This is a genomic window from Micromonospora sp. A200 (genome assembly GCF_029893845.1).
GTDB lineage: Bacteria > Actinomycetota > Actinomycetes > Mycobacteriales > Micromonosporaceae > Micromonospora > Micromonospora purpureochromogenes.
On sequence record NZ_JARXXY010000020.1, the window covers coordinates 44,059 to 64,902 of the forward strand.

Here is a 20,844-nt window from a genome sequence, read left to right on the forward strand (position 1 = left end):
AGCAGCGCGGCCGGCCAACACCTTCGTCCGTCGGTGTACGCCGCCGCCGGTCGCTGGGAACCAACGCGGCCGAGGCGGCCGTGACCAGCGAGAGGGGGTGCCTGCGGTGGACAGTGACCTCTTCTCCCGTCGTCGGGCCGCACGTTTCGCCCAGCTTCTCGACGAGGCGAACGGCGGCCGGCGTCACCATGTCCGGTCCCGTGCCGACGACCGGCTCACCGCCCTGGTGGCGGTCGGTCAGCGACTCGTCGCCGCGCGGCCGGACGTCGAGGTCGACGCGGAGTTCCGCGCCGGCCTCCGGGCCATGCTGGTGGCGACCGCGGAGCGGGAGGGCATGGGCGCGGCGACCGCGACCACACCCGCCCGCACGACCGAGGCGACGTCGCGTGGCTCGCTGCTGGGCGCGGTGACCGCCCGCCAGATCCGCGCCCGGGGCGCCATCCTGGTCGGCATCGCCGCCGGCGCCGTCGCCGTGTCGGGCATCTCCGCCGCCAGCGAGGACGCGGTCCCCGGCGACGCGCTGTACGGCATGAAGCGCTCCACCGAACGGGCCCAGCTCGCCCTGACCAGCTCCGACCTCAGCCGGGGCCAGCTCTTCCTCGACTTCGCCCGTACCCGGCTGGACGAGGCCGGCATGCTCCGCGGCGACCTGGCCGGGTTCAGCGCGGTGCTGGACGACATGGACGCCGACACCCGCCAGGGCGTACGGCTGCTCACCACCACCGCCGCCCACCGCTCCGACCCGGCCGGGCTGGATGCGGTGAACACCTTCGTGACCGGGCAGCGCAAGGCGGTCGGTGGGCTGCTCGACGGGGCCAGCCGCGCCGAGCGGGACCGGACCCGCCGTTCGCTGGCCCTGCTGGACGCCATCCGCAAGCGCTCCGACGCGCTGCGCGCCGCCATCGCCTGCGGCCTGCCCGCGCCGGTCGGCAGCGACGCGCTCGGCCCCGCCCCGGCGACCTGCCCGAGCGACCGCTGAGAGCCGTTCACGCCACAGTTGCACCTTCGGGCGGCCGCCCGTAACCGACCCCCGACTACCCTCAGGGGTGCAGCGGTCGTCGTACGGAGGGAGGTCGGATGGCCCGCACCCGCAAGGTCACGGTCAGCACCGACGTCCACGGACACACCGCCGGCTGGGCCGACGCCGAGCTCGACCGGCCCGTCCCCGCTGAGCCGGACCCCACCGCCGCGGCCTTCTTCGACGTGGACAACACGATGATGCAGGGCGCCTCGATCTACTGGTTCGCCCGTGGGCTGGCCGCCCGCAAGTACTTCACCACCGGCGTCCTGGCCCGGTTCGCCTGGCAGCAGGCCCGGTTCCGGCTGCTGGCCACCGAGAACGCCGTCGACATGTCGCAGGCCAAGGAGGCCGCCCTGGCCTTCATCGAGGGCTGGCGGGTGGACGAGATCGAGCGCCTCGCCGAGGAGATCTTCGACGAGCTGATGGCCCCGCGCATCTGGGCCGGTACCCGCCGGCTCGCGCAGCGGCACCTCGACGCCGGCGAGCGGGTCTGGCTGGTCAGTGCCGCCCCGGTGGAGATCGGCCGGGTGATCGCCACCCGGCTCGGCCTGACCGGTGCGGTCGGCACGGTCGCCGAGGTGGTCGACGGCGCGTACACGGGGCGGCTGGTCGGCGACCTGATGCACGGGCCGGCCAAGGCGGAGGCGGTCGCCCAGCTCGCCGCGGTCGAGGGGCTGGACCTGACACGCTGCGCCGCCTACAGCGACTCGGCCAACGACCTGCCGATGCTCACCGCCGTCGGACGGGCGGTCGCGATCAACCCGGACGGGACGCTGCTGCGGCAGGCCCGCGAGCGGGGCTGGGAGGTGCGGGACTTCCGCACCGGGCGGCGAGCGGTCAAGATCGCCGTACCGTCCACCGCCGCCGCCGGCCTGCTCGCCGGCGCGGTCAGCGCCGGCCTGGCCCTGCACCGCCGCCGCCGCACCCCCTGACCCCCACGACGAACCGCCCGCTCTTACCGAGAAAGCGTGGCTATTCGCGGAGGAATAGCCACGCTTTCTCGGTAGGTGCGTCTCGGCAGGGGGCGCGACGGCCCCGGCCGGGGTGGGTCAGGGGCCGAAGGGGTCGGGGCGGCGTTCCAGGAGCTTGTGCAGGGTCTGCTGGATCGTTTCGCGGACCTGGTCGGCGAGGTTGAACACGACCAGCGGATCGTCGGCGGAGTCGGTGAGGTGCGCCGTCGGGATCGGCGGGCAGAACTCGATCAGCCACTTGCTGGGCAGCGGCACCATGCCCAGCGGCCCGAGCCACGGGAACGTCGGCGTGACCGGGAAGTACGGGAGCTTCAGCAGCCGGGCGAGCGGCTTGATGTCGGCGAGCATCGGATAGATCTCCTCGCCGCCGACGATGGCGACCGGCACGATCGGGGTGCCGGTACGCAGCGCCGCCGAGACGAAACCGCCCCGACCGAAGCGTTGCAGCTTGTAACGGTCGGCGTAGAGCTTGCCGATGCCCTTGAAGCCCTCGGGGAAGACGCCGACCAGTTCACCGTTGCCGAGCAGCCGCTCCGCGTCCGGGTTGCAGGCGACCGTACCGCCGGTCTTGCGGGCGATCTCGGAGACCACCGGCATCCGGAACACCAGGTCGGCGCCGAGCAGCCGCAGGTAGCGGCGCGCCGGGTGCTGATCGTGCAGGGCGGTGGCGAGGATCAGCGCGTCCAGGGCCACCGTGCCGGAGTGGTTGCCGACGACCAGGCCCGCCCCGTCGACGGGCACGTTCTCCAGGCCGGTGACCTCGGTGCGGAACCAGTCCCGGTAGAGCAGGCGCAGCAGCGGGTGGAAGACCGAGTCGGTCAGGTCCGGGTCGAAGCCGAACTCGTCGACCTCGTACTCGCCGGAGAGCCGTCGGCGCAGGAAGGCCAGGCCGGCGGCGACCTTGCGGTCCCAGTGGTCCCCCGGCCGGTCCGGCACCGCCGCCCCGCCCGGCGGGTCCGCCGACTCGTCGGTCCCGGTGTCCGGCTCGTTGCCGGTGGACGAGGTCGCGCCCGCCCGGGCGGACGGGATTGGCTCGTCGGTGGCGGAGGTGTCCGGCTCGGCCAGGGCCGCCGGCTCCGGGGCGGCGGCGGCCGTGGTGCGCCGGTGCCCGTTGCTTCGCGCCGGCTGAACGTCCGGCCCGGCCACGGTCAGCGGTACGTCGTACCGGCCGTCGGGCCGCTCCTCGGACCGGCTCACGAGCGCTCCCGGACGGCCGACCGGACCTGGCGGATGCTCTCCAGCACCAGTTGTTCGGCAGTGGCCAGGCTGTCCCGGGTGAGCACCACGCCGCCGTGGTGGGCCCGGATGAAGTCGTCGAACGCGGCGGCGGTGGAGCGCGGGGTGAAGCCGTACTCCCGCTCCAGCCGGCTGGTGTCGACCACCCGGCCGTGCACGAAGAGGTCGACCTGGTCGAGGCCGTAGCGGCCGAAGCCGAGGTTGCGGGCGAGCGCGGCGGCCCCGGACAGGCCCGGCTCCAGGACCGGCACGGCGACCCGACCGGCCCGGCGGATCGCCTGGGAGAGCGAGAGCACCCCCGGCCCGGCGACGTTGTAGGTGCCCGGGTGCTCCTCGGCGATGGACCGGTGCAGCACCTCCAGGGCGTCGTCGAAGTGCACGAACTGCAACCGCGGGTCGCGCCCGAAGACGGTGGGCACCACCGGCTGGGAGAAGTAGCGGGTGAGCGTGGTGTCGGCGGTGGAGCCGATGAACGGCGCGAAGCGCAGCACGGTCGCGGTCACGTCGGGACGGCGGCGGCGGAAGCCGCGGACATACCCCTCGATGTCGAGGATGTCGCGGCCGAAACCGCCGCGCGGCACCTCGCGCGGCTCGGTCTCCTCGGTGAAGACCGCCGGGTCGCGGAAGGACGCGCCGTACGCGGCCGTGGAGGAGCGGACCACCAGCTTGCGCAGCCGCGGCGCCCGCTGGCAGGCGGCGAGCAGCTGCATGGTGCCGATGACGTTCTGCTCCTTCATCGCCGCCCGGCCGCCGTGCTGCGGGTCGGGCGAGCTGACCAGGGCGAGGTGCACCACGGCGTCGACGTCGAGGTCGACGAGGAGCCCGCCGAGCGAGCCGAGGTCGAGCCGGACCCGCTCGACCCGGTCGAGCAGGTCGGTGAACTCGGGGCCGGGGGTGGCCGGGTCGACGCCGATCACCCGCTCGATGCGCGGGTCGGCGGCGAGCCGGGCGGCGACGTGCGCGCCGAGATAGCGGCCGACCCCGGTCACGACGACGACCCCCGGAGCACCTGAGGTGCCACCGGGGGTCATCTCGTACGCCCTGACCGGCAGACGGGACCGAGCCGGGACGTCCGCGGCCTGATCACCTGAGCCTCCGAGGGTCGACAGTTGGCAAGTGGTGCCGGAAGCCGGGCCGTGGCCCGGCCCCGGTCACTTACCGAGACGGCGACGCTGGACGCGGGTCTTGCGCAGCAGCTTGCGGTGCTTCTTCTTAGCCATGCGCTTGCGGCGCTTCTTGACCACCGAGCCCATACGACAGCCTTTCAATGCAAACGTGCGGGGCGGACGAGCGGCGCCACGTCGGTGGCGCCGGTGACCGCGTTCGGACAACGGACCGGACCAGCCTGGTGGCGTCGGGGCTCACCGGCGAGGGTCACGATCGGCTCCAGGGTAGCCGGAGTGCGTCAGCAGGACCAACGCGCCCCCGTCGATGCCCGTTACGTCGCAGTCGGCGCACCGCCCGGCGACGGGTCAGGCGGTTTCCTGAAACGCGCCCCGGAGATAGTCGTGCACCGCGTGCTCCGGCACCCGGAACGACCGGCCGACCCGGACCGCGGTGAGTTCACCGCTGTGCACCAGGCGGTAGACCGTCATCTTGGACACCCGCATGACCGACGCCACCTCGGCGACGGTGAGGAACTTGACATCCGACAGCCGACCGTCGGACTGCGACCCGGCCATGGCTCACCCGACCCAATCCCATGCCCGGCGCGTACCGAGCGACCGGAGCTTCCGTCCGGGCCGGCAACGCGCGTGTTACCAGTACGGTAGCGGGGCCGCTGTGACCGGCGCGATCCCTTCGTACAACTGATCATGCGCCGACCGTCGTTCACCCGACCGTGACCTGCCGTTTCGCCCCCGCCTGCGCCCAGCGTCCCGTTCCCGGGACCGGTGGCGGGCACCGGTCCCGCGAGGCCCGCGCCGGCGACGCGGGCGGGCTCATTCGGCGCGCAGCGCGACCACCGGGTCGAGCCGGCCGGCTCGCTGCGCCGGCACCACCCCGAAGACGATGCCCACCGCCGCCGACACCCCGAACGCCAGCGCCAGCGACCACCAGGTGATCGCGGCCGGGATCGGCGACAAGGCGTCCACCAGCAGCGCGGTGCCCACGCCGAGCGCCATCCCGGTGAGCCCGCCGATCGCGGTGAGCAGCACCGCCTCCAGCAGGAACTGCACCCCGATGTCGCGGGGGCGCGCGCCGACGGCCTTGCGCAGGCCGATCTCCCGGGTCCGTTCGCGCACCGAGACCAGCATGATGTTGGAGACGCCCACCCCGCCGACGAGCAGCGAGATGCCGGCGATGGCGGCGAGCACGCCGGTGAGCACCCCGAGGATGTCGCCGAGCACGCCGAGGATCTGCTGCTGGGTGACCGCGCTGAACTCGGTGTCCGGGTGCCGGCGGGACAACTCGGCGACGATCCGGTCGCCCAGCTCGCCGATCCGCTCCCGGTCCGGGGCCTTGACCGCGATGCCGTCCACCCGCTGGGTGCCCCAGAGTCGCTGGGCCGCGGTGACCGGCACGTGCACCTCGTCGTCCCGGTCGACGCCGAGGCTCTGCCCGAGCGGCGCGAACACCCCGATCACCCGGAACCGGACGCCGGCGAGCGCGACCTGCTGGCCGAGCGGATCCCGGTCGGGAAAGAGCGCGCGGGCCACCGAGTCGCCGAGCACCGCCACCCGGCGGCTGGTGTCCACGTCGGCGCCGGTCAGGTAGCGGCCCCGGGCCAGCGAGCGGGTGAAGACCGTCGGGGTGGTCTCCAGCACTCCCTGCACAGTCGTGAAGTCGGAGCGGTTGCCGGCCCGGGCCGTCGCGCCGGAGGCGATGGTGACCGCGACCCGGCTCGGATCGCCGACCACCCGGGAGACCGCGTCGACGTCGGCGAGGGTCAGCGGCGAGACCACCGGCGCGGTGCCCACGTCGATCCGGCCGGGTACCACCAGCAGCAGGTTGGAGCCGAGCCCCTCGACCTGCTGTTCGACCTTCTGCTTCGTACCGGTGCCGATGGCGACCAGCAGCACCACGGACGCCACCCCGATGATCACGCCGAGCATGGTCAGCGCGCTGCGCATCCGGTTGGCCCGCAGCGCGTCCAGCGCCACCCGCCACGCCTCGGCGAGCCTCACGACGCCCCACCGGCCCGCTCGTCGCCCGCCCGGTCCGTCCCGGCCGCGTCCACTCGGGAGGTCCCCCGGGTCGCGGTGTCCGCGCCGGGTCGCGGTCCGGCCGCAGGGTCCGCGTCCGGTCCTGGCCGGTCGGCGGCGTCCACCTCGGATCCCGGTCCGGCCACCTCGGGGATACGCCGGTCGGCCGCCGGATCGCGCGGAAGGCGTCCGGTGGCTCCGGTGGCGCCACCGGAGCCACCGGACGGGCGCCCCGGGCCGCTTCCGGACGCGGACCGGGGCTCCGCGCTGGGAGCGGTCACCAGTGTGTCAGGTGCCGCCACGGGCCCGGACGCCGGTCGATCATGAACGGTCGAGGCGCTGTCCGACACCACCACCCCGTCGCGCATCGCGATCCGCCGCCGGGCCCGGGCCGCCACCTCGTTGTCGTGGGTCACCATCACCAGCGCCACTCCGGACTCGGCGTTGAGCTGCTCCAGCAGGGCCAGCACCGCCTGGCCGGTCACCGTGTCCAGGTTGCCGGTCGGCTCGTCGGCGAGCAGCACCGTCGGGTCGGTGACCAACGCCCGGGCGATCGCCACCCGCTGCTGCTCGCCACCCGAAAGCTGGTTGGGGCGGTGGTCCAGTCGGTGCCCCAGGCCGACCCGGCCGAGCATCGCGGCCGCCCGCTCGCGCCGCTGCCGGGCCCCGACGCCGCGGTAGACCAGCGGCAGCGCCACGTTGTCCACCGCCGACGTCCGCGGCAGCAGGTGGAACGCCTGGAAGACGAAGCCGATGGTCTCGTTGCGCAGCGCCGCCAGCTCCGGCGCGGAGAGGGCGCCGACGTCCCGACCGCCGATCACCAGCCGACCGCCGGTGGGCTGGTCCAGCCCGCCGAGCAGGTGCATCAGGGTCGACTTGCCGGAGCCGGACGGCCCGACCACGGCCACGTAGTCCCCCGGCGCCACGGTCAGCGAGACGCCGCGCAGCGCCGGCACGGAGACGCCGTCGAGCTGGTACGTCCGGGAGACATCCACCGCCTCGATCGCCGCCGGACCGCTCACGGCCATTCCCTCGTCGGCCCCCTCCACGCGCTCACCGGACTTCCTGGCCGTCCTGGACCTGGTCGGTGCCGCGCACCACGACCCGGTCGCCGGCCTGCACCCCGTCGAGGATCTGCACCAGGTCCTGCCCCTGCACGCCCACCGTCACCGGCGCCCGGTCCGCCCGGCCGTCGCGGACCAGCCAGACGACATCCCGGCCGTCGGCGGAGAAGACCGCCGAGGCGGGAACGGTGACCGCGTCGGCGGCCTCGCGTACCCGCAGGTGCACCACGGCGTTCATGCCGGGGCGGGGCGCCGGTGCGGCCTCGCCCTCGCCGAGCCGGCCCGCGCCGAGCGAGAGCCGCACCCGGTAGGTGACGCCGCCCCGGGCGGAGCTGGTGGGCAGCACGTCGACCGAGCGGACCGTGGCGGCGTAGCTGGCGCCGGTGACCGCGTCCAGTTCGACGTCGGCGACCAGGCCGGGGCGGACCAGCAGCACGTCGGTCTCGTCGACCTCGGCGAGCAGGCCGAGCGCGCCGGTGTCCACGATGGTCAGTACGGGCGTGCCGGCGGTGACCCGGCCGCCGGCGACCACCGCGTCGTCCACGCCCGGCGGCGGCCCGGCGCGGGACGGGGTGAGCGCCGACGGGTCGATCCCGGCGGGCACCTGCCCGCCGCCGAGCAGGGCGGACAGGTCGGCGCCGCCGGCGGGGGTACCGCCGGGCTGCACGACTCCCCCGATCGGGGCGCGCAGGGTCAGCGCGTCGACGGTCGCCTTCGCCAGGTCGTACGCCTGCCGGGCCTGGAGCCGTTGCGCGGCCGACAGCGCGCCGACCGCCGAGTTGAGACCGGCTACCCCCCGCTGCACCGAGCGGACGGCCTGGTCGGCGGTGCGCGCCGCGGCGGCGTACTGCTGCTGGGCGGCGGTCACCTGGGCGAGCAGCGCGTCCCGTACCTTCTGGTCGGCGATCTTCCCGGCGGCGTCCCGAGCGGCGTCGAACGCCTCGTCGGCGGCCTTGTCGGTGCCGCGACGGCGGGTGCCCAGGTCGCTCACGCCGACGCCCCGGCCGGCCCGTTCGGCGGCCCGGAGGGCGTCGCGGGCCTGCCGGAGGCGCTCCTGGGCGGACGGGGAACTGATCACGGCGAGCACCTGACCGCGCCTGACCCGCTGGCCGGGCTGGACGCGCAGGCTGCTGACGGTGCCGTCGGCGGGTGCGGTGAGGGTGGCCGCGGCGCGGGCGGTCACGGTGGCCGGAGCGTCGATCACCTCGGCGACGGCGGCCCGGCCGGCCGGGGCCAGCGCGACGGTGGAATCGTCGTCTCCGCAGGAGGCGGCGGTGGTGCCGGTGAGGACGACGACGGCGAGCAGGGCGGTGAGCAGGCGGGGCCGCGTGGCTACGGGGGGCCGCGGCGAATCGGGGCGGCGCACGGGCCAACCTTAGCCCGGCGTCGATACGACACCGAGCGGCGCGATCGGCCTACCGGGCGGACCGCGTCAACTCGGCGACGAGTCCGTCCGCTGTCAACGGACGGTCGCCCGGACGTAGGCAACGCACTCGTCGTGCAGGGCCGTCCACGGGTCGCCGAGCACCTGCTCGGACGCGTCGTCCAGCGACCGCCGGTCGTGCACCACGGCCCGGAAGAAGTCGAGCACCTGCTGCTCGCCGTACCGGTCGACGAGGTGGCGGACGGCCAGGTAGCCGACGCCGTAGCTGCCGCCGACCCGGTCGGCCGGGGCGGCGTCGGCCGGGGTCAGGGCGTCCAGCCGGCCGTTCCACCCGCCGGCGACGAGCTGCCCGGCCTCGTCCAGCCCCTCGTAGCGGCTCACCGGTGCCCCGTCGGCACCGGCGTACTCGGCCAGCCCCTCCACCAGCCACCAGGTCTGCTTGCCCGGGTAGCCCCGCGCGGGCAGCGAGGCGGCGTGGGTCAGCTCGTGCCGCAGCAGCTCACCGGTGGCGGTGGCGGTCAGCCCGTCGGCGTTGAGCACCACCTCGTGGTGGCCGCCGCCGACGGTGACCGCGTACCCGGCGGTCCACTTCGGGCGGCCGCCGCCGTACCAGCGTCGCCACTCGGCGCCGCCGGCGTAGAAGATCCGGTAACGGTCCGGCGGTGGGCCGGCGACCGCGTACCGGTCGGCGACCGCCGCCGCGGACTCGGCCTCGGCGAGCAGGCCGGGCAGCTTCCCGCGCAGCGCCGGGGTGGTGGCCACCATGGTGCGCGGGCCGACCGCGACGACCAGGTCGCTGACCTCCCAGGGTCGGACCCCGGCCTGCGCGGAACGGGACTCCTCCACGGCGACCAGCAGCGGTGCGCCGCCGGTCTCCCGCCAGCGGGTGCCGATCAGGACCGGGCTGGGCGCGCAGTCCGGCACGAGGAAGCAGTACCGGAAGGTCACCAGTTGCCGCCACTGCCCCGCCTGCCCAGCGACGTGGGTCGGCAGCCCGGACGGCTCGGCCCGCCACACCGTCACCCGGAGCGCGCGCAGTGCGGCGAAGCGGCGGCCCAGATCGGCGCGGGCGGCGGGGTCCGCGACGGCGAGGAAACCGCGCCGGTCCCCGCCGAGCAGGGCGTTGGCCTGCCGGGCGAGCTGGGCGGAGAGTTGGTCGCCCACCCGGCGGGCGGCCGCCGTGGCCGGATCGGGCGTGCGGGTGGCGGGGCGGTCCACCGTGGCGCGCTCGGCGGTGCGGTCGACCAGGCCGGCCAGCAGCGCCGCCGGCACGCCGCAGCCCACCAGCGCCAGCACCACGGCGATCGCGGTCCAGAGCGGCCAGCGGCGGCGTGAGCGTGGCTCGTCCAGCCCGTCGGTCGGGCGCGGCTCGTCCACTCCATCGGCCGGGCGCGGCTCGTCGACCCCGTCAGCCGGGCGCGGCCCGTCGCCATCGGCCGCGCGCGGCTCGTCCATCCCATCGGTCGGGCGCGACTCGTCCACCCCGTCGGTGAGGCGCGGCTCGTCATGCCCGTCGGTCACCGGCGAAGGGTACGACCAATCGGGGCGATCCGGCCAGAGCCACCCGCGCGTCGGCAGCACGCCGGCGGGCGTGCACACGCGGTACTCGCCGGCTGGGCCTACCCGGTGTCGTTCAGCCGGGCGTTGTGGCGCCGGGGCACGAGCCGTTCGAACCTTCCGCCACAGGACGGTGGCCTGCACGGACGGTGACCGGGGTGGCGTCGGAAGGGGGTGACTACTCGCCTGTCGAGCTGATGACGTGAACGACTCACGGAACGCCGACCCCGGTGGCGGTGGCGACGGACGTCGTCTCTGCCGTCCGGCAGAGCGGGCCGTCACCCGGCCGGCCGCCGGACGACAGCCACGCGCGCGTCGGGGTGGCCTGAATCGTTCACGACATCAGCTCGAAAGGGCGCGACCACCGCAGGTGGGGTGCCGGGGACGGGCCGCCCACGGGAGCCACCACCAGCGGTCGCCGTCAGCGGGTCACCCCGACAGGCGCCGGGCTCGGGCCCGCCAGCAGACACCACAGCAGGCGGGACCATGAGCCACCGACAAGCGCCGGGATCGCCCGCCAGCAGCCACCACAGCAGGCGGAACCATCAGCGACCGGCAGGCGCCGGGGTCGGACCCGCCAGCAGACACCACCGGGAGGAAGGACCACGAGCTACCCGCCGGCCCGAGCAGGCGACCAGGGCCGGTCAGGCCGGGTGACCGCCGCGGCTGAGCAGCGCCCGGTCCACGGCCCACAGGGCGACCAGACCCACCGCGAGCAACGGGTGCCCGGCGAGGGCGAGCAACACGCCGGCGGCGAGGAAGCAGGCCGCCTGGACGGCGTACTTGGCCGGCGGGGCGAGCCGGACCCGGGCCCGGGGCGAGCAGAAGACGCCCCAGACCAGCGCGATCAGCAGCGGTGCGCCGAGCCCGGCGAGCAGCCGGACGGCCAGGCCCGCGTCGAGGGTGAAGCCCCACCAGCCGGCGGCCACGAGCATCGCCACCTCCACCAGGAAGGCGATCGTCAGCAGCGCGGCCCTCATCAGGACCGCCAGTCCCGGTACGCGGTGTCCAACGCGGCCACCAGCTGGTCGAAGGACCGGTCGATGCCTCGGGGCAGGCCGAAGCCACCGGCCGCCTCCAGGGTGATGAAGCCGTGCACGGCGCTGCGGAACAGGCGGGCGGCGTCGACCGCGGCATCACCGGTCAGGCCGTACCCGCGCAGGATCGCGTAGACGGTGTCGAGGGCCCGCCGGCCGGCGGCGACGTGCTCGGGGTCGGCCGGGTCGGGCACCCGCTGCGCCGCCGGGTAGCGGCCGGGGTACCGGCGGGCGTAGTCGCGCCAGGCGGTGGCGACCGCCCGCAGCCCCTCCGCCCCGGCGCGCCCGGCGGCGGCCGAGGTCATCGCGTCGGCGAGTTCATCGACGGCCAGCGCGGCCAGCTTCTGGCTCAACGCGTCGGCGCCCTTGACGTGCTTGTAGAGGCTGGGCAGCGCGACGCCGAGCCGGCCGGCGAGCGCGGCCAGGGTCAGCCGCTCGTAACCGACCTCGTCGGCGAGGCGGGCCGCCTCGCGGACCACCGTCGACGGGGTGAGCCCGGCCCTAGGCACGCGTGGTCACCGCCAGGAACTCGACGAGCTGGGCAGCGGTGGCCGCCGGCTGGTCGGCGTGCGGGTAGTGGCCGGAGTCCGCGATCATGCGGGCTTCGGCCGTGACGAAGAGGCGGCGGGCGGCCCGGGCCTCGCCCCCAGGGTCGGCGAAGTCGGGGTCCTTCGCGCCCATCAGCACCAGCACCGGCTGCCGCACGTCGGCCGTCCGGGCCGTCCAGTGCGGGGCGACCGGCGCGACCACACCGCGGACCGCCGCCATCCGGCCGCGCAGGCCGGCGACCAGCTCCTTGCGGTACGCGGCGTCGTCGGCGGGCCGTCCACAGGGAAAGAGCGTCCGGTGGAACATGCCGAACAGCCGGGGACTGCGCAGCACCGCCGCCTGGGCCAGCCGCATCGCCGGGTTGGGCCTGGGCTGGGCGACGAACGCGCCGATCTGCACGATGCCGTTGACCAGCTCGGGCGCGTCCCCGGCGGCGAAGACGACGGCCGCCGCGCTGGACGAGCTGCCGACCAGGGTGGCCGGGCCGCCGAGGGTACGCACCACGGCCAGCAGGTCGGAGCCGACCTCGGCCGGGGCGTACGACGGCCAGTGGGCGCTGGAGTCGCCGTGCCCGCGGACGTCCACCGAGGCCACCCGGTAGCCGGCCGCGACCAGCAGCGGGATCAGGTGGCGAAAGGACCGCCGGTTCTCCCCCATGCCGTGCGCGAGGACCACCAGCGGCCCCTCGCCGTGCACCTCGTACGCGATGGTGCCGCCGTCCCGCCCCACCTGGCTAATATGCATAGCCTTAAAGCTAATAGCATTAGCCTGATCCGTCAACGGCGGACTTGACCTGAAGCCCGGTACAGCTCCGATGATCACCGCATGACGTCGACGGAAAGCCCGCACCTCCGCATCGCCCGGCCGAGCCGCGACCTCGGGGCGGCCGAGCGCTTCTGGGTCGACGGGCTCGGCCTGAGCGTGCTGTACCGGGGCGAGGCCGCCGGGCCCGGTGAGCACGACCTGGTCATGCTGGGCTGGCCGGACGCGGCCTGGCACCTGGAGCTGGTCGGCGGGGAGCACCTGGCGGTCGCGCCCCGCCCGACGGAGGAGGACCTGTTCGTGCTCTACCTGGCCGGGCCGGTCGAGGCGGACCTGGTCACGAGACTGGAACGGGCCGGCGGGACGAGAGTCTCCGCCGGCCCGTACTGGGACCGCTGGGGGGTGACGGTGGCCGATCCGGACGGCTACCGGCTGGTGCTGAGCACCCGGGGCTGGTCGAACGCCTGAGTCACTTCTTGGAGACCAGGGCCCGGCCGAAGAACATCAGGTTCGCGGGGCGCTCGGCGAGCCGGCGCATCAGGTAGCCGTACCAGTCCTCGCCGTAGGGCAGGTAGGTCCGCACGGTGTAGCCCTCGCCGACCAGCCGGGCCTGCTCCTCCGGCCGGATGCCGTACAGCATCTGGAACTCGAAGCGCTCCGGGCCGCGGTCGAACCAGCGGGCCCGGTCCTCGCCGATGGCGATCAGGCGTGGGTCGTGGGTGGCCAGCATCGGGTAGCCGTCCCCGGACATCAGCACGTTCAGGCAGCGGACGTACGACTTGTCCACCTCGCGGGCCGACTGGTACGCCACCGACTCCGGCTCCTTGTACGCGCCCTTGCAGAGCCGTACCCGGGACCCGGCGCCGGCCAGCTCGCGGCAGTCCGACTCGGTCCGCCGCAGGTACGCCTGGAGCACCGCGCCGGTGGCCGGGAAGTCCTTGCGCAGCCTGGCCAGGACGCTCAGCGTCGAGTCGGTGGTGGTGTGGTCCTCCATGTCGAGGGTGACCGTGGTGCCCGCCTCGTCGGCCGCCAGGCAGATGGCCCGCGCGTTGTCGTAGGAGAGCTGCTCGTCGAACTTCTGGCCCAGGGCGGAGAGCTTCACGCTGACCTCGGCGGGCGGGGTGAGCCCGGCGCTGGAGAGCAGCTTCAGCAGCTTGAGGTACTCGTCGCGGGTGGCGGTGGCCTGCTCGGGAGTGACGGTGTCCTCGCCGAGGTTGTCGATGGTGACCGCGAGGCCGTCGGCGACGAGTTCGCGGGTCGCGCGCAACGCGTCGTCGGTGCCGGCGCCGGCGACGAACCGGCGGACGACGTCCCGGGTGAACGGGGCCGTCGCGATGAGCCGCTCGACCTGGGTTGACCGGGAGGCGGCGAGGATGACGGAACGGAGCATGAGCCGAGCGTAACGCCCGTGCACGGCGCTCCGTCGGGGGGCGGCCGAGCCGCCGCGAGTCTCGTGACAGGTGTCCCAATGGCATCACGAGCACCGCCCGGGGGCGACGGAAGTGGCGTCGATCAGCTACAACGATGCCGTGGATGGACACCCCCGCCGCCGGCTCCGGTCGGCCTCCGTGCAGCTGGGCGCGCTCACCGCCCTGGCGCTCGCCCTCTCCGGCTGCAACATGACCTCCGACGACGACGATGACGACTGCGCCCTGGGTCCGGCCGGCGGCGGGGACACGGTCGCGCTGGCGATGCGGGTACCGGCGGTCACGACCGGCACCGCCGGCGCCGAGCCCCGGCCGGTCGCCGCGGCCCTGCCCGAGCGCGGCGGCTTCGGCACCCACCTCGCCTCCTGCGGGGGCTGAGGTGCGACGCGAGGCGGCCACCCCCCGCCCGGACTGGGACGCCACCATCCGCGAGCAGGGCCTGGTGTACGTCGACACCGAGCTGCCCGACGGCGGGACCATGTCGTACTGGGACGAGACGGCGGCGTACGCCTTCGACCTGGCCGAGGTGCTGCGGCTGGAGGAGGCCACCGAGGAGCTGCACCGGATGTCGGTGGCCGCGGCCGAGCACGTCGTCGCCCGCGGCCGGTACGCCGAGTTCGGCATCCCGGCCTGGGCGGCCGAGGCGGTCGCCCGGTCGCTGCGCGAGCGGCCGCCGACCCTCTACGGCCGCTTCGACCTCGCCTACGACGGCAGCTGGCCGCCGAAGCTGCTGGAGTACAACGCCGACACCCCCACCGCACTGGTCGAGGCGAGCATCATCCAGTGGTACTGGCTGGAGCAGACGCACCCGGACGCCGACCAGTGGAACAGCCTGCACGAGCGGCTGGTGGGCGCCTGGGCCAAGATCGGCGCCGGCCTGCACGACCGACGGGTGCACGTGACCTGGTCGAACGAGGAGGAGTCGGGCGAGGACCAGATCACCGCCGGGTACCTGGCCGAGACCGCCCGCCAGGCCGGGCTGGACGTGACGCTGCTGCCGATCCAGCACGTCGGCTGGGACGGCCGGCGCTTCGTCGACGCCGACGACCGACCGCTGACGACCTGCTTCAAGCTCTACCCGTGGGAGTGGATGCTGGCCGAGCCGTACGGGCCGGCGGCGCTGGAGCCGGGCACCCCGACCACCTGGATCGAGCCGGCCTGGAAGCTGCTGCTGTCCAACAAGGCGCTGCTCGCCGTGCTCTGGGAGCTGTACCCGGGGCACGAGTACCTGCTGCCGGCGTACCTGGACTCGCCGCGCGGGATGCCGGAGTACGTGGCGAAGCCACTGCTCGGCCGGGAGGGGGCCGCGGTGCGGATCGTCACCGGCGACACCGAGATCACCAATCCGGGCGACTACGGCGACGAGGGCTTCTGCTACCAGGAGTTCCGGGCGCTGCCGGACTTCGCCGGCAACCGTACGGTGCTGGGGAGCTGGATCGTCGACGGCGAGTCGGCCGGCGTCGGCCTGCGGGAGAGCGAGAGTCTCATCACTGACGGTTACGCGCGGTTCCTGCCGCACTACATCGACGCGCCGCGCGCCCCGTGAGTCGTCTACCGTTGGGGTCGTGAACTTCGACGCGTACGCCCGGACCGGCGTTGACCTCGTCAACGCCCGCCTGGACGACCTCGACGACCTGCGGGCCCTCTTCCCGGAAGACAACGCGTGGATGCGCGACGAGGTCGCCGAACGGGACCTGGTGATCTTCCGGCGGGCGCAGAAGCGCCTGCGCGACGTGTTCGAGTTCGGCACCTCCGGGCGGGACGTCCAGGCGGTGGCCGAGCTGAACGCCCTGCTGGAGGCGTTTCCCGTGCAGCCGCGGATCTCCGGCCACGACTCCAGCGACTGGCACATGCACGTGACCAGCCGGGGCGCGTCGGTCAGCGCGGAATACCTGGCCGGCGCGGTCTGGGGCCTGTCGGTCTGGCTCTGCGAGTACGGCAGCGCCCGGTTCGGGGTCTGCGCGGACGAGCGCTGCGGCAACGTCTACCTGGACACCTCGTCCAACTGCTGCCGCCGGTTCTGCTCGGAGCGCTGCGCCACCCGCTCCCACGTGGCCGCCCACCGGGCCCGCAAGCGCGCCGCGGTCGGCGAGCAGCAGCTCCCCGTCCCGGCCCAGGCCGACTCCCTCACCCCCGTCCCCTGACCCACCCGACCGCAGCGCTCGCGCGGCCGCCGCGGTCGATCATGGAGTTGTTGCCCCGACACGCCGAGGCGGAGGGCAACAACTTCATGATCGACGGGGAGAGGGACCCCGGTGGGTCAGGCGTCTACCGGGGAGGGGGCGGTGAGGTGGGCGCGGGCGAAGGCGAGGGCCTCGCGCAGGTCGGCCTCGCGGTCGGCGCGGCTCTTCGCGCCCCGGGTGGTGACCTCGACGGCCACCGAGCCGGTGAAGCCCCGGCCGGCCAGTGAGCGCAGCAGCTCGGCGCAGGGCTGGCTGCCGCGCCCGGGCACCAGATGCTCGTCGCGCCCCTCGCCGGTGCCGTCGCCGAGGTGCACGTGCGCCAGCCGGTCGCCCATCCGGTCGGCCATCGCCAGTGAGTCGGTGTGCGAGGCGGCGCAGTGCGACAGGTCGAGGGTGTACGAGGCGTACCCGGCCTCGGTCGGGTCCCAGCCGGGCACGTACGGCACGAACTGCCGGCCGGCCATCCGCACCGGGTACATGTTCTCCACCGGGAAGCGCAGGTCCGGGTACTCGCCGGCGATCGCGTCGAGCCCCTCGGCGAAGTTCCGGGCGTAGTCCCGCTGCCAGGTGAACGGCGGGTGCACCACCACGACCGGCGCGCCCAGGGTGGCGGCGAGCTCGGCCGAGCGGCGCAGCCGCTCCCAGGGGTCGGGGCTCCACACCCGCTGGGTCACCAGCAGGCACGGCGCGTGCACCGACAGGACCGGCACGCCGTAGTGCTCGGAGAGGCCGCGCAGCGCGCCGGCGTCCTGGCTCACGGCGTCGGTCCAGACCATCACCTCGACGCCGTCGTAGCCGAGCGCCGCGGCAAGCTGGAACGCCGCCGCGGTCCGCTCAGGGAAGACCGAGGAACTGGACAGGAGCACGGGGACGCGGGAAGTCACACCCCTCAGGGTAGCCCGACCGGTCGCCACGCTTCAGGACGAGCGGCGTCAAATGGCGCAGAACGACCGACGCGGATCACATCGGTTCGAGCTGATCCAACCGGCGGAGGATGACGCCCTCCCGCAGCGCCCACGGGCAGATGTCCAGCGCCGGGACGTCCAGGCGGCGCATCACCGCCTCGGCCACCACCGCCCCGCCGAGCAGTTGGTGCGCCCGCCCCGTGCTGACCCCCTCCAGCTCGGCGAGCTGGGCCGGCGGGATGTGCCGGATGAAGCCGAGGACCTGCTGCAGCCCGGTGCGGGTGAGGCTGCGCCGGGCCCAGAGCCCGGCCGCGGACGGCGCCGCGCCGGCCAGCCGGGCCAGCATCCGGAAGGTCTTGGAGGTGGCGACGGGGCGCTCCCAGCCCACCCCGGCGAGCTTCTCCACCACCGGGTCGAGCAGCCCGTCGACGTACTCCCGCAGCTCCTCCACCGCCTCGGCGGAGGGTGGCACCTGCCCGGCCGGGTCCACCCGCAGCCGCTCCCGGCTCAACCGCCCGGCCCCCAGCGGCAGGGAGACCGCGACGTCCGGGTCCTCGTCGATGCCGGCCGCCAGCTCCAACGAGCCGCCGCCGATGTCCATCACCAGCAGCCGCCCCGCCGACCAGCCGAACCACCGCCGCACCGCCAGGAAGGTCATCCGCGCCTCGTCGGCGCCGGAGAGCACCTCCAGCCGTACGCCGGTCTCGTCCCGGACCCGGGCCAGCACCTCGGCGGCGTTGGTGGCGTCGCGCACCGCGGAGGTGGCGAAGGCGAGCAGGTCGTCGGCGGCCATCCCGGCGGCGGCGGTACGCGCCATGCCGACCGCCTTGACCAGCCCGTCGGCGCCCTCCTCGGTCAACGCCCCGTCCGGACCGATCTGCTCGGCCAGCCGGAGCACCACCTTCTCCGAGTGCGCCGGCCAGGGGTGCGCCCCGTGGTGGGCGTCGACCACCAGCAGGTGCACCGTGTTGGAACCGACGTCGAGGACACCCAGTCGCATGCTGTCGACCCTAGGGCCAACACGTTTCCGCGGCTCGCCGGCCGGCCCCGGTCACCCCGCGTACGCTGGTCCGGGTGACGAGCCAGGTGGAACTGCACGTACTGGTGGACGACCCGAGCGACCCGCGCAGCCGTGAGGTGGAGCTGGACTTCCCGCGCGAGTGGATCGAGTTCGTCGACCCGGCCGACGAGCGGCACCTCGTCCGCGCCGACCTGACCTGGCTGTTGTCCCGCTGGACGTGCGTCTTCGGCAAGGGCTGCCACGGCATCATCGCCGGCCGGGCCAACGACGGCTGCTGCTCGCACGGGGCCTTCTTCACCGACGGCGACGACGAGAAGCGGGTCCGGGCGGCGGTCAAGCGACTCACCCCGCAGACCTGGCAGCACTTCCGCCGGGGCGTCAAGAACTGGACCGCGGACGACACGATCGACGGCAAGAACGCGGCCCGGCGCACCGCCACCCGGGACGTGGACGCGCCGTGCGTGTTCCTCAACGACGCCGACTTCCCCGGCGGTGGCGGCTGCGCCCTGCACGGTCAGGCGCTGCGCGACGGGGTGCACCCGCTGGAATACAAGCCGGACGTCTGCTGGCAGCTGCCGATCCGCCGCGAGCAGGACTGGACCAAGCGACCCGACAACACCAAGGTGCTGGTCTCCACGCTGACCGAGTTCGACCGGCGGGGCTGGGGCGCGGGCGGGCACGACCTGGACTGGTGGTGCACCTCGTCCACCGACGCGCACGTCGGCACCGAGCCGATGTACGTCTCCTACGGCCCGGAGCTGACCGCGCTGATCGGCGCGCCCGCGTACGCGAAGCTGGCGGAGCTGTGCGGTGCGCGGCTGCGCCAGGGCCAGGTCGCCCCGCACCCGGCCAGCGAGGGCTGACCGCCGAAGCTACTCCCGCGCGTGAACCGGCAGCACGACCACGCCGTCGTCGTCGCTGTGCACCTCGGCTCCCGGTGTGAAGACGCAGTTGCCGAACGACACCGGCACGTCCCGCTCGCCGGCTCCCGCCTTCGCACTCTTGCGCGGGTTGGCGCCGAGCGCCTTGATGCCGATCGGCAGGGCGGCCAGCGCGGTGACGTCCCGGACCGCGCCGTTGATCACCACCCCCGCCCAGCCGTTCGCCGCCGCGGTGCCGGCGATCAGGTCGCCCATCAGGGCGGTGTGCACCGACCCGCCGCCGTCCACCACCAGCACCCGGCCCTCTCCCGGCTCGGCGACGATCGACTTGAGCAGGGCGTTGTCCTCGAAGCAGCGGACGGTGACGGCCGGCCCGGCGAAGGCGCGGGCGGCGCCGAACTGGCGTAGCTGGGTGTCGCACGAGCCGAGCACGTCGCCGTACCGGTCGTAGAGGTCGGCGGTCGGAGTCAGCATGGTTCTTCCCTCTCTGGTCGGGGTGTCGGATCGGGGGGTGGGCCCTGGTGCAGTCCGGTCGCGGCGACGGCCGCGCCGGCCAGGCCGGCGGCGGTGCAGGCGAGCACGCCGGCCGCCCCGGCGCCGGCGGCGAGCGCGCCGGCGGCGCTCGGGATGACCACCTGACCGAGCCGGTTGCCGGTGAGGCGCAGGGACATCGCCCGGCCGCGCAACCCGGGCGGGGCGGACTCGGCCAGGAACGACATGGTCAGCGGTTGCCCGGCGCCCAGGCCCAGGCCGGAGACCGTGACCACCACCGCCATCGCCCAGAGCGGCAGGGGCGGCAGCAGCAGCCCGACGCCGGCGGCGGAGAGGGCGACGGTGCCGACCAGCAGCCGGCGCCGGCCGACGGCGGCGACCAGCCGGCCCAGCAGCAGCCGCGAGGCCATCGACGCGACCGCCCGCAACCCCAGCAGTACGCCGATCGAGCCGGCGGCGATGCCCCGCTCGGCACCGAGGGCCGGCAGGTAGACCAGGGTGATGTCGACCGCCGCCAGGACGACGCAGCTGACCGCGAGGGCGCGCACCAGTCCGGGCTGGCGGAGCAGGCCGGCCAGTCCGCCGGCGGCCGGACCCGCCGCCTGCCGGTGGTGCGCCGAGGGGCGGAGGAACGCGGCGGCGACCAGCAGTGGCAGGGTGAGCGCGGTGGCGCCGAGGAAGATCGCCCCGGTGTCCGGGATCGGGCGGTCCCCGCCGAAGACCACGATCAGGCCGGGTCCCAACGCCTGGCCGAGCGAGGCGGCGAAGGTGTAGTAGCCGAAGGCCGCGTCGTACCGGTCCGCCGGGGTGCGGTTGGCGACCAGGGCCTGCTGGCCCACCACCGCGCAGAGGTGGCCGGTGCCGAGCACCATGCTGGCCACGACCAGGCCGGCGACTGAATCGGCGAAGAGCACGAAGCAGGCGCCGGCGGCGGCGAGCAGGCCCGACCCGGCCAGCACGATGCGGCGTTCGCCGAACCGGTCGACCGCGTGGCCGGAAGGGACCGCCAGCACCAGCGGCACGACGGCGAAGCTGGCCCCGAGCACGCCGAGCCAGGCCGCCGGCACGTCCAGGTCCAGGGCCCGGTACGCGGACGCCGGGCGGAGCATGAAGGTGACCGCCTGCACCACGATGGTGTGCGCGAGCAGCAGGCCCGTCTGGGTACGCAAGGGGACCCCGGTCAGCCCGGGATCCCCGTGCCTGACGCGCGA

Annotated in this window: 22 protein-coding genes and 1 pseudogene; 7 read left to right on the forward strand and 16 right to left on the reverse strand. The window is 74.6% G+C overall.

Annotated elements, in window-relative coordinates:
• Positions 1–106 precede the first annotated feature (106 nt).
• Positions 107–979 (forward strand): DUF5667 domain-containing protein, encoded by an 873-nt coding sequence (locus M2302_RS20215; protein WP_280839416.1) that lies wholly within the window; start codon positions 107–109, stop codon positions 977–979.
• 98 nt (positions 980–1,077) lie between these two features.
• On the forward strand, positions 1,078–1,953 hold the full coding sequence (locus M2302_RS20220; RefSeq protein ID WP_280839417.1) for an HAD-IB family hydrolase: 876 nt from the start codon (positions 1,078–1,080) through the stop codon (positions 1,951–1,953).
• 117 nt (positions 1,954–2,070) lie between these two features.
• Here the strand turns inward: M2302_RS20220 and M2302_RS20225 are convergent, their stop codons facing one another.
• The 11 genes and pseudogenes from M2302_RS20225 to M2302_RS20275 form a co-directional block, all read right to left on the reverse strand.
• Positions 2,071–2,928 carry a lysophospholipid acyltransferase family protein gene (locus tag M2302_RS20225; protein ID WP_280839484.1) on the reverse strand — a complete coding sequence of 286 codons (858 nt, stop codon included), beginning with the start codon at positions 2,926–2,928 and terminating at the stop codon, positions 2,071–2,073.
• 257 nt (positions 2,929–3,185) lie between these two features.
• Positions 3,186–4,259, reverse strand: a complete 1,074-nt coding sequence (locus M2302_RS20230; protein ID WP_179801989.1) for an NAD-dependent epimerase/dehydratase family protein — start codon at positions 4,257–4,259, stop codon at positions 3,186–3,188.
• A 120-nt stretch (positions 4,260–4,379) separates the two neighbouring features.
• Complete coding sequence (locus tag M2302_RS20235; RefSeq protein ID WP_007465623.1) at positions 4,380–4,481, reverse strand: AURKAIP1/COX24 domain-containing protein; 102 nt, start codon at positions 4,479–4,481, stop codon at positions 4,380–4,382.
• Positions 4,482–4,700: 219 nt separating this feature from the next.
• Positions 4,701–4,910 carry a helix-turn-helix domain-containing protein gene (locus M2302_RS20240; RefSeq protein WP_088960133.1) on the reverse strand — a complete coding sequence of 70 codons (210 nt, stop codon included), beginning with the start codon at positions 4,908–4,910 and terminating at the stop codon, positions 4,701–4,703.
• A 258-nt stretch (positions 4,911–5,168) separates the two neighbouring features.
• The gene (locus M2302_RS20245; RefSeq protein ID WP_154941702.1) at positions 5,169–6,353 is read right to left on the reverse strand and encodes an ABC transporter permease; all 1,185 of its coding nucleotides are present in this window, start codon (positions 6,351–6,353) and stop codon (positions 5,169–5,171) included.
• Positions 6,354–6,556: 203 nt separating this feature from the next.
• Positions 6,557–7,393 (reverse strand): annotated as a pseudogene (locus M2302_RS20250) (ABC transporter ATP-binding protein); the annotation flags it as partial.
• Between the two features lie 31 nt (positions 7,394–7,424).
• Positions 7,425–8,801: an efflux RND transporter periplasmic adaptor subunit gene (locus M2302_RS20255; protein ID WP_280839419.1), complete on the reverse strand. Its 1,377-nt coding sequence runs from the start codon at positions 8,799–8,801 to the stop codon at positions 7,425–7,427.
• Between the two features lie 93 nt (positions 8,802–8,894).
• Positions 8,895–10,340: a hypothetical protein gene (locus M2302_RS20260; protein ID WP_280839420.1), complete on the reverse strand. Its 1,446-nt coding sequence runs from the start codon at positions 10,338–10,340 to the stop codon at positions 8,895–8,897.
• A 680-nt stretch (positions 10,341–11,020) separates the two neighbouring features.
• Positions 11,021–11,356, reverse strand: coding sequence for a YrdB family protein (locus M2302_RS20265; protein WP_280839421.1), 336 nt, complete (start codon positions 11,354–11,356; stop codon positions 11,021–11,023).
• Positions 11,356–11,922, reverse strand: coding sequence for a TetR/AcrR family transcriptional regulator (locus M2302_RS20270; protein WP_280839422.1), 567 nt, complete (start codon positions 11,920–11,922; stop codon positions 11,356–11,358). Before M2302_RS20270 ends, M2302_RS20265 begins: the two co-directional genes overlap by 1 nt.
• On the reverse strand, positions 11,915–12,706 hold the full coding sequence (locus M2302_RS20275) for an alpha/beta hydrolase (protein ID WP_280839423.1): 792 nt from the start codon (positions 12,704–12,706) through the stop codon (positions 11,915–11,917). The genes M2302_RS20270 and M2302_RS20275 overlap by 8 nt, the downstream gene beginning before the upstream one ends.
• Positions 12,707–12,787: 81 nt before the next feature.
• Between M2302_RS20275 and M2302_RS20280 the strand changes: the two genes are divergently transcribed.
• Complete coding sequence (locus M2302_RS20280; RefSeq protein ID WP_280839424.1) at positions 12,788–13,192, forward strand: VOC family protein; 405 nt, start codon at positions 12,788–12,790, stop codon at positions 13,190–13,192.
• A gap of 1 nt (position 13,193) precedes the next feature.
• On the opposite strand, the gene M2302_RS20285 is transcribed toward M2302_RS20280, so the two are convergent.
• Complete coding sequence (locus tag M2302_RS20285) at positions 13,194–14,114, reverse strand: proline dehydrogenase family protein (protein ID WP_280839425.1); 921 nt, start codon at positions 14,112–14,114, stop codon at positions 13,194–13,196.
• Positions 14,115–14,253: 139 nt separating this feature from the next.
• On the opposite strand from M2302_RS20285, the gene M2302_RS20290 reads away from it, so the two are divergent.
• The 3 genes from M2302_RS20290 to M2302_RS20300 are packed head-to-tail and all read left to right on the forward strand — an operon-like array spanning position 14,254 to position 16,295.
• The gene (locus M2302_RS20290; protein WP_280839426.1) at positions 14,254–14,529 is read left to right on the forward strand and encodes a hypothetical protein; all 276 of its coding nucleotides are present in this window, start codon (positions 14,254–14,256) and stop codon (positions 14,527–14,529) included.
• A 1-nt stretch (position 14,530) separates the two neighbouring features.
• Entirely contained in the window at positions 14,531–15,697 is a 1,167-nt protein-coding gene (locus tag M2302_RS20295) for a glutathionylspermidine synthase family protein (RefSeq protein ID WP_280839427.1), read from the forward strand.
• 19 nt (positions 15,698–15,716) lie between these two features.
• Positions 15,717–16,295, forward strand: a complete 579-nt coding sequence (locus M2302_RS20300) for a CGNR zinc finger domain-containing protein (RefSeq protein WP_280839428.1) — start codon at positions 15,717–15,719, stop codon at positions 16,293–16,295.
• Positions 16,296–16,411: 116 nt separating this feature from the next.
• Here the strand turns inward: M2302_RS20300 and M2302_RS20305 are convergent, their stop codons facing one another.
• Complete coding sequence (locus tag M2302_RS20305) at positions 16,412–17,218, reverse strand: sugar phosphate isomerase/epimerase (RefSeq protein WP_238450594.1); 807 nt, start codon at positions 17,216–17,218, stop codon at positions 16,412–16,414.
• Positions 17,219–17,294: 76 nt separating this feature from the next.
• Entirely contained in the window at positions 17,295–18,239 is a 945-nt protein-coding gene (locus tag M2302_RS20310) for a Ppx/GppA phosphatase family protein (protein WP_280839429.1), read from the reverse strand.
• A gap of 74 nt (positions 18,240–18,313) precedes the next feature.
• Between M2302_RS20310 and M2302_RS20315 the strand changes: the two genes are divergently transcribed.
• On the forward strand, positions 18,314–19,123 hold the full coding sequence (locus M2302_RS20315) for a hypothetical protein (RefSeq protein WP_280839430.1): 810 nt from the start codon (positions 18,314–18,316) through the stop codon (positions 19,121–19,123).
• Between the two features lie 9 nt (positions 19,124–19,132).
• Here M2302_RS20315 and rraA read toward each other — a convergent pair whose 3' ends face one another.
• Positions 19,133–19,615 carry a ribonuclease E activity regulator RraA gene (gene rraA / locus M2302_RS20320; RefSeq protein WP_280839431.1) on the reverse strand — a complete coding sequence of 161 codons (483 nt, stop codon included), beginning with the start codon at positions 19,613–19,615 and terminating at the stop codon, positions 19,133–19,135.
• The gene (locus M2302_RS20325) at positions 19,609–20,802 is read right to left on the reverse strand and encodes an MFS transporter (protein WP_280839432.1); all 1,194 of its coding nucleotides are present in this window, start codon (positions 20,800–20,802) and stop codon (positions 19,609–19,611) included. The genes rraA and M2302_RS20325 overlap by 7 nt, the downstream gene beginning before the upstream one ends.
• Positions 20,803–20,844: the final 42 nt, after the last annotated feature.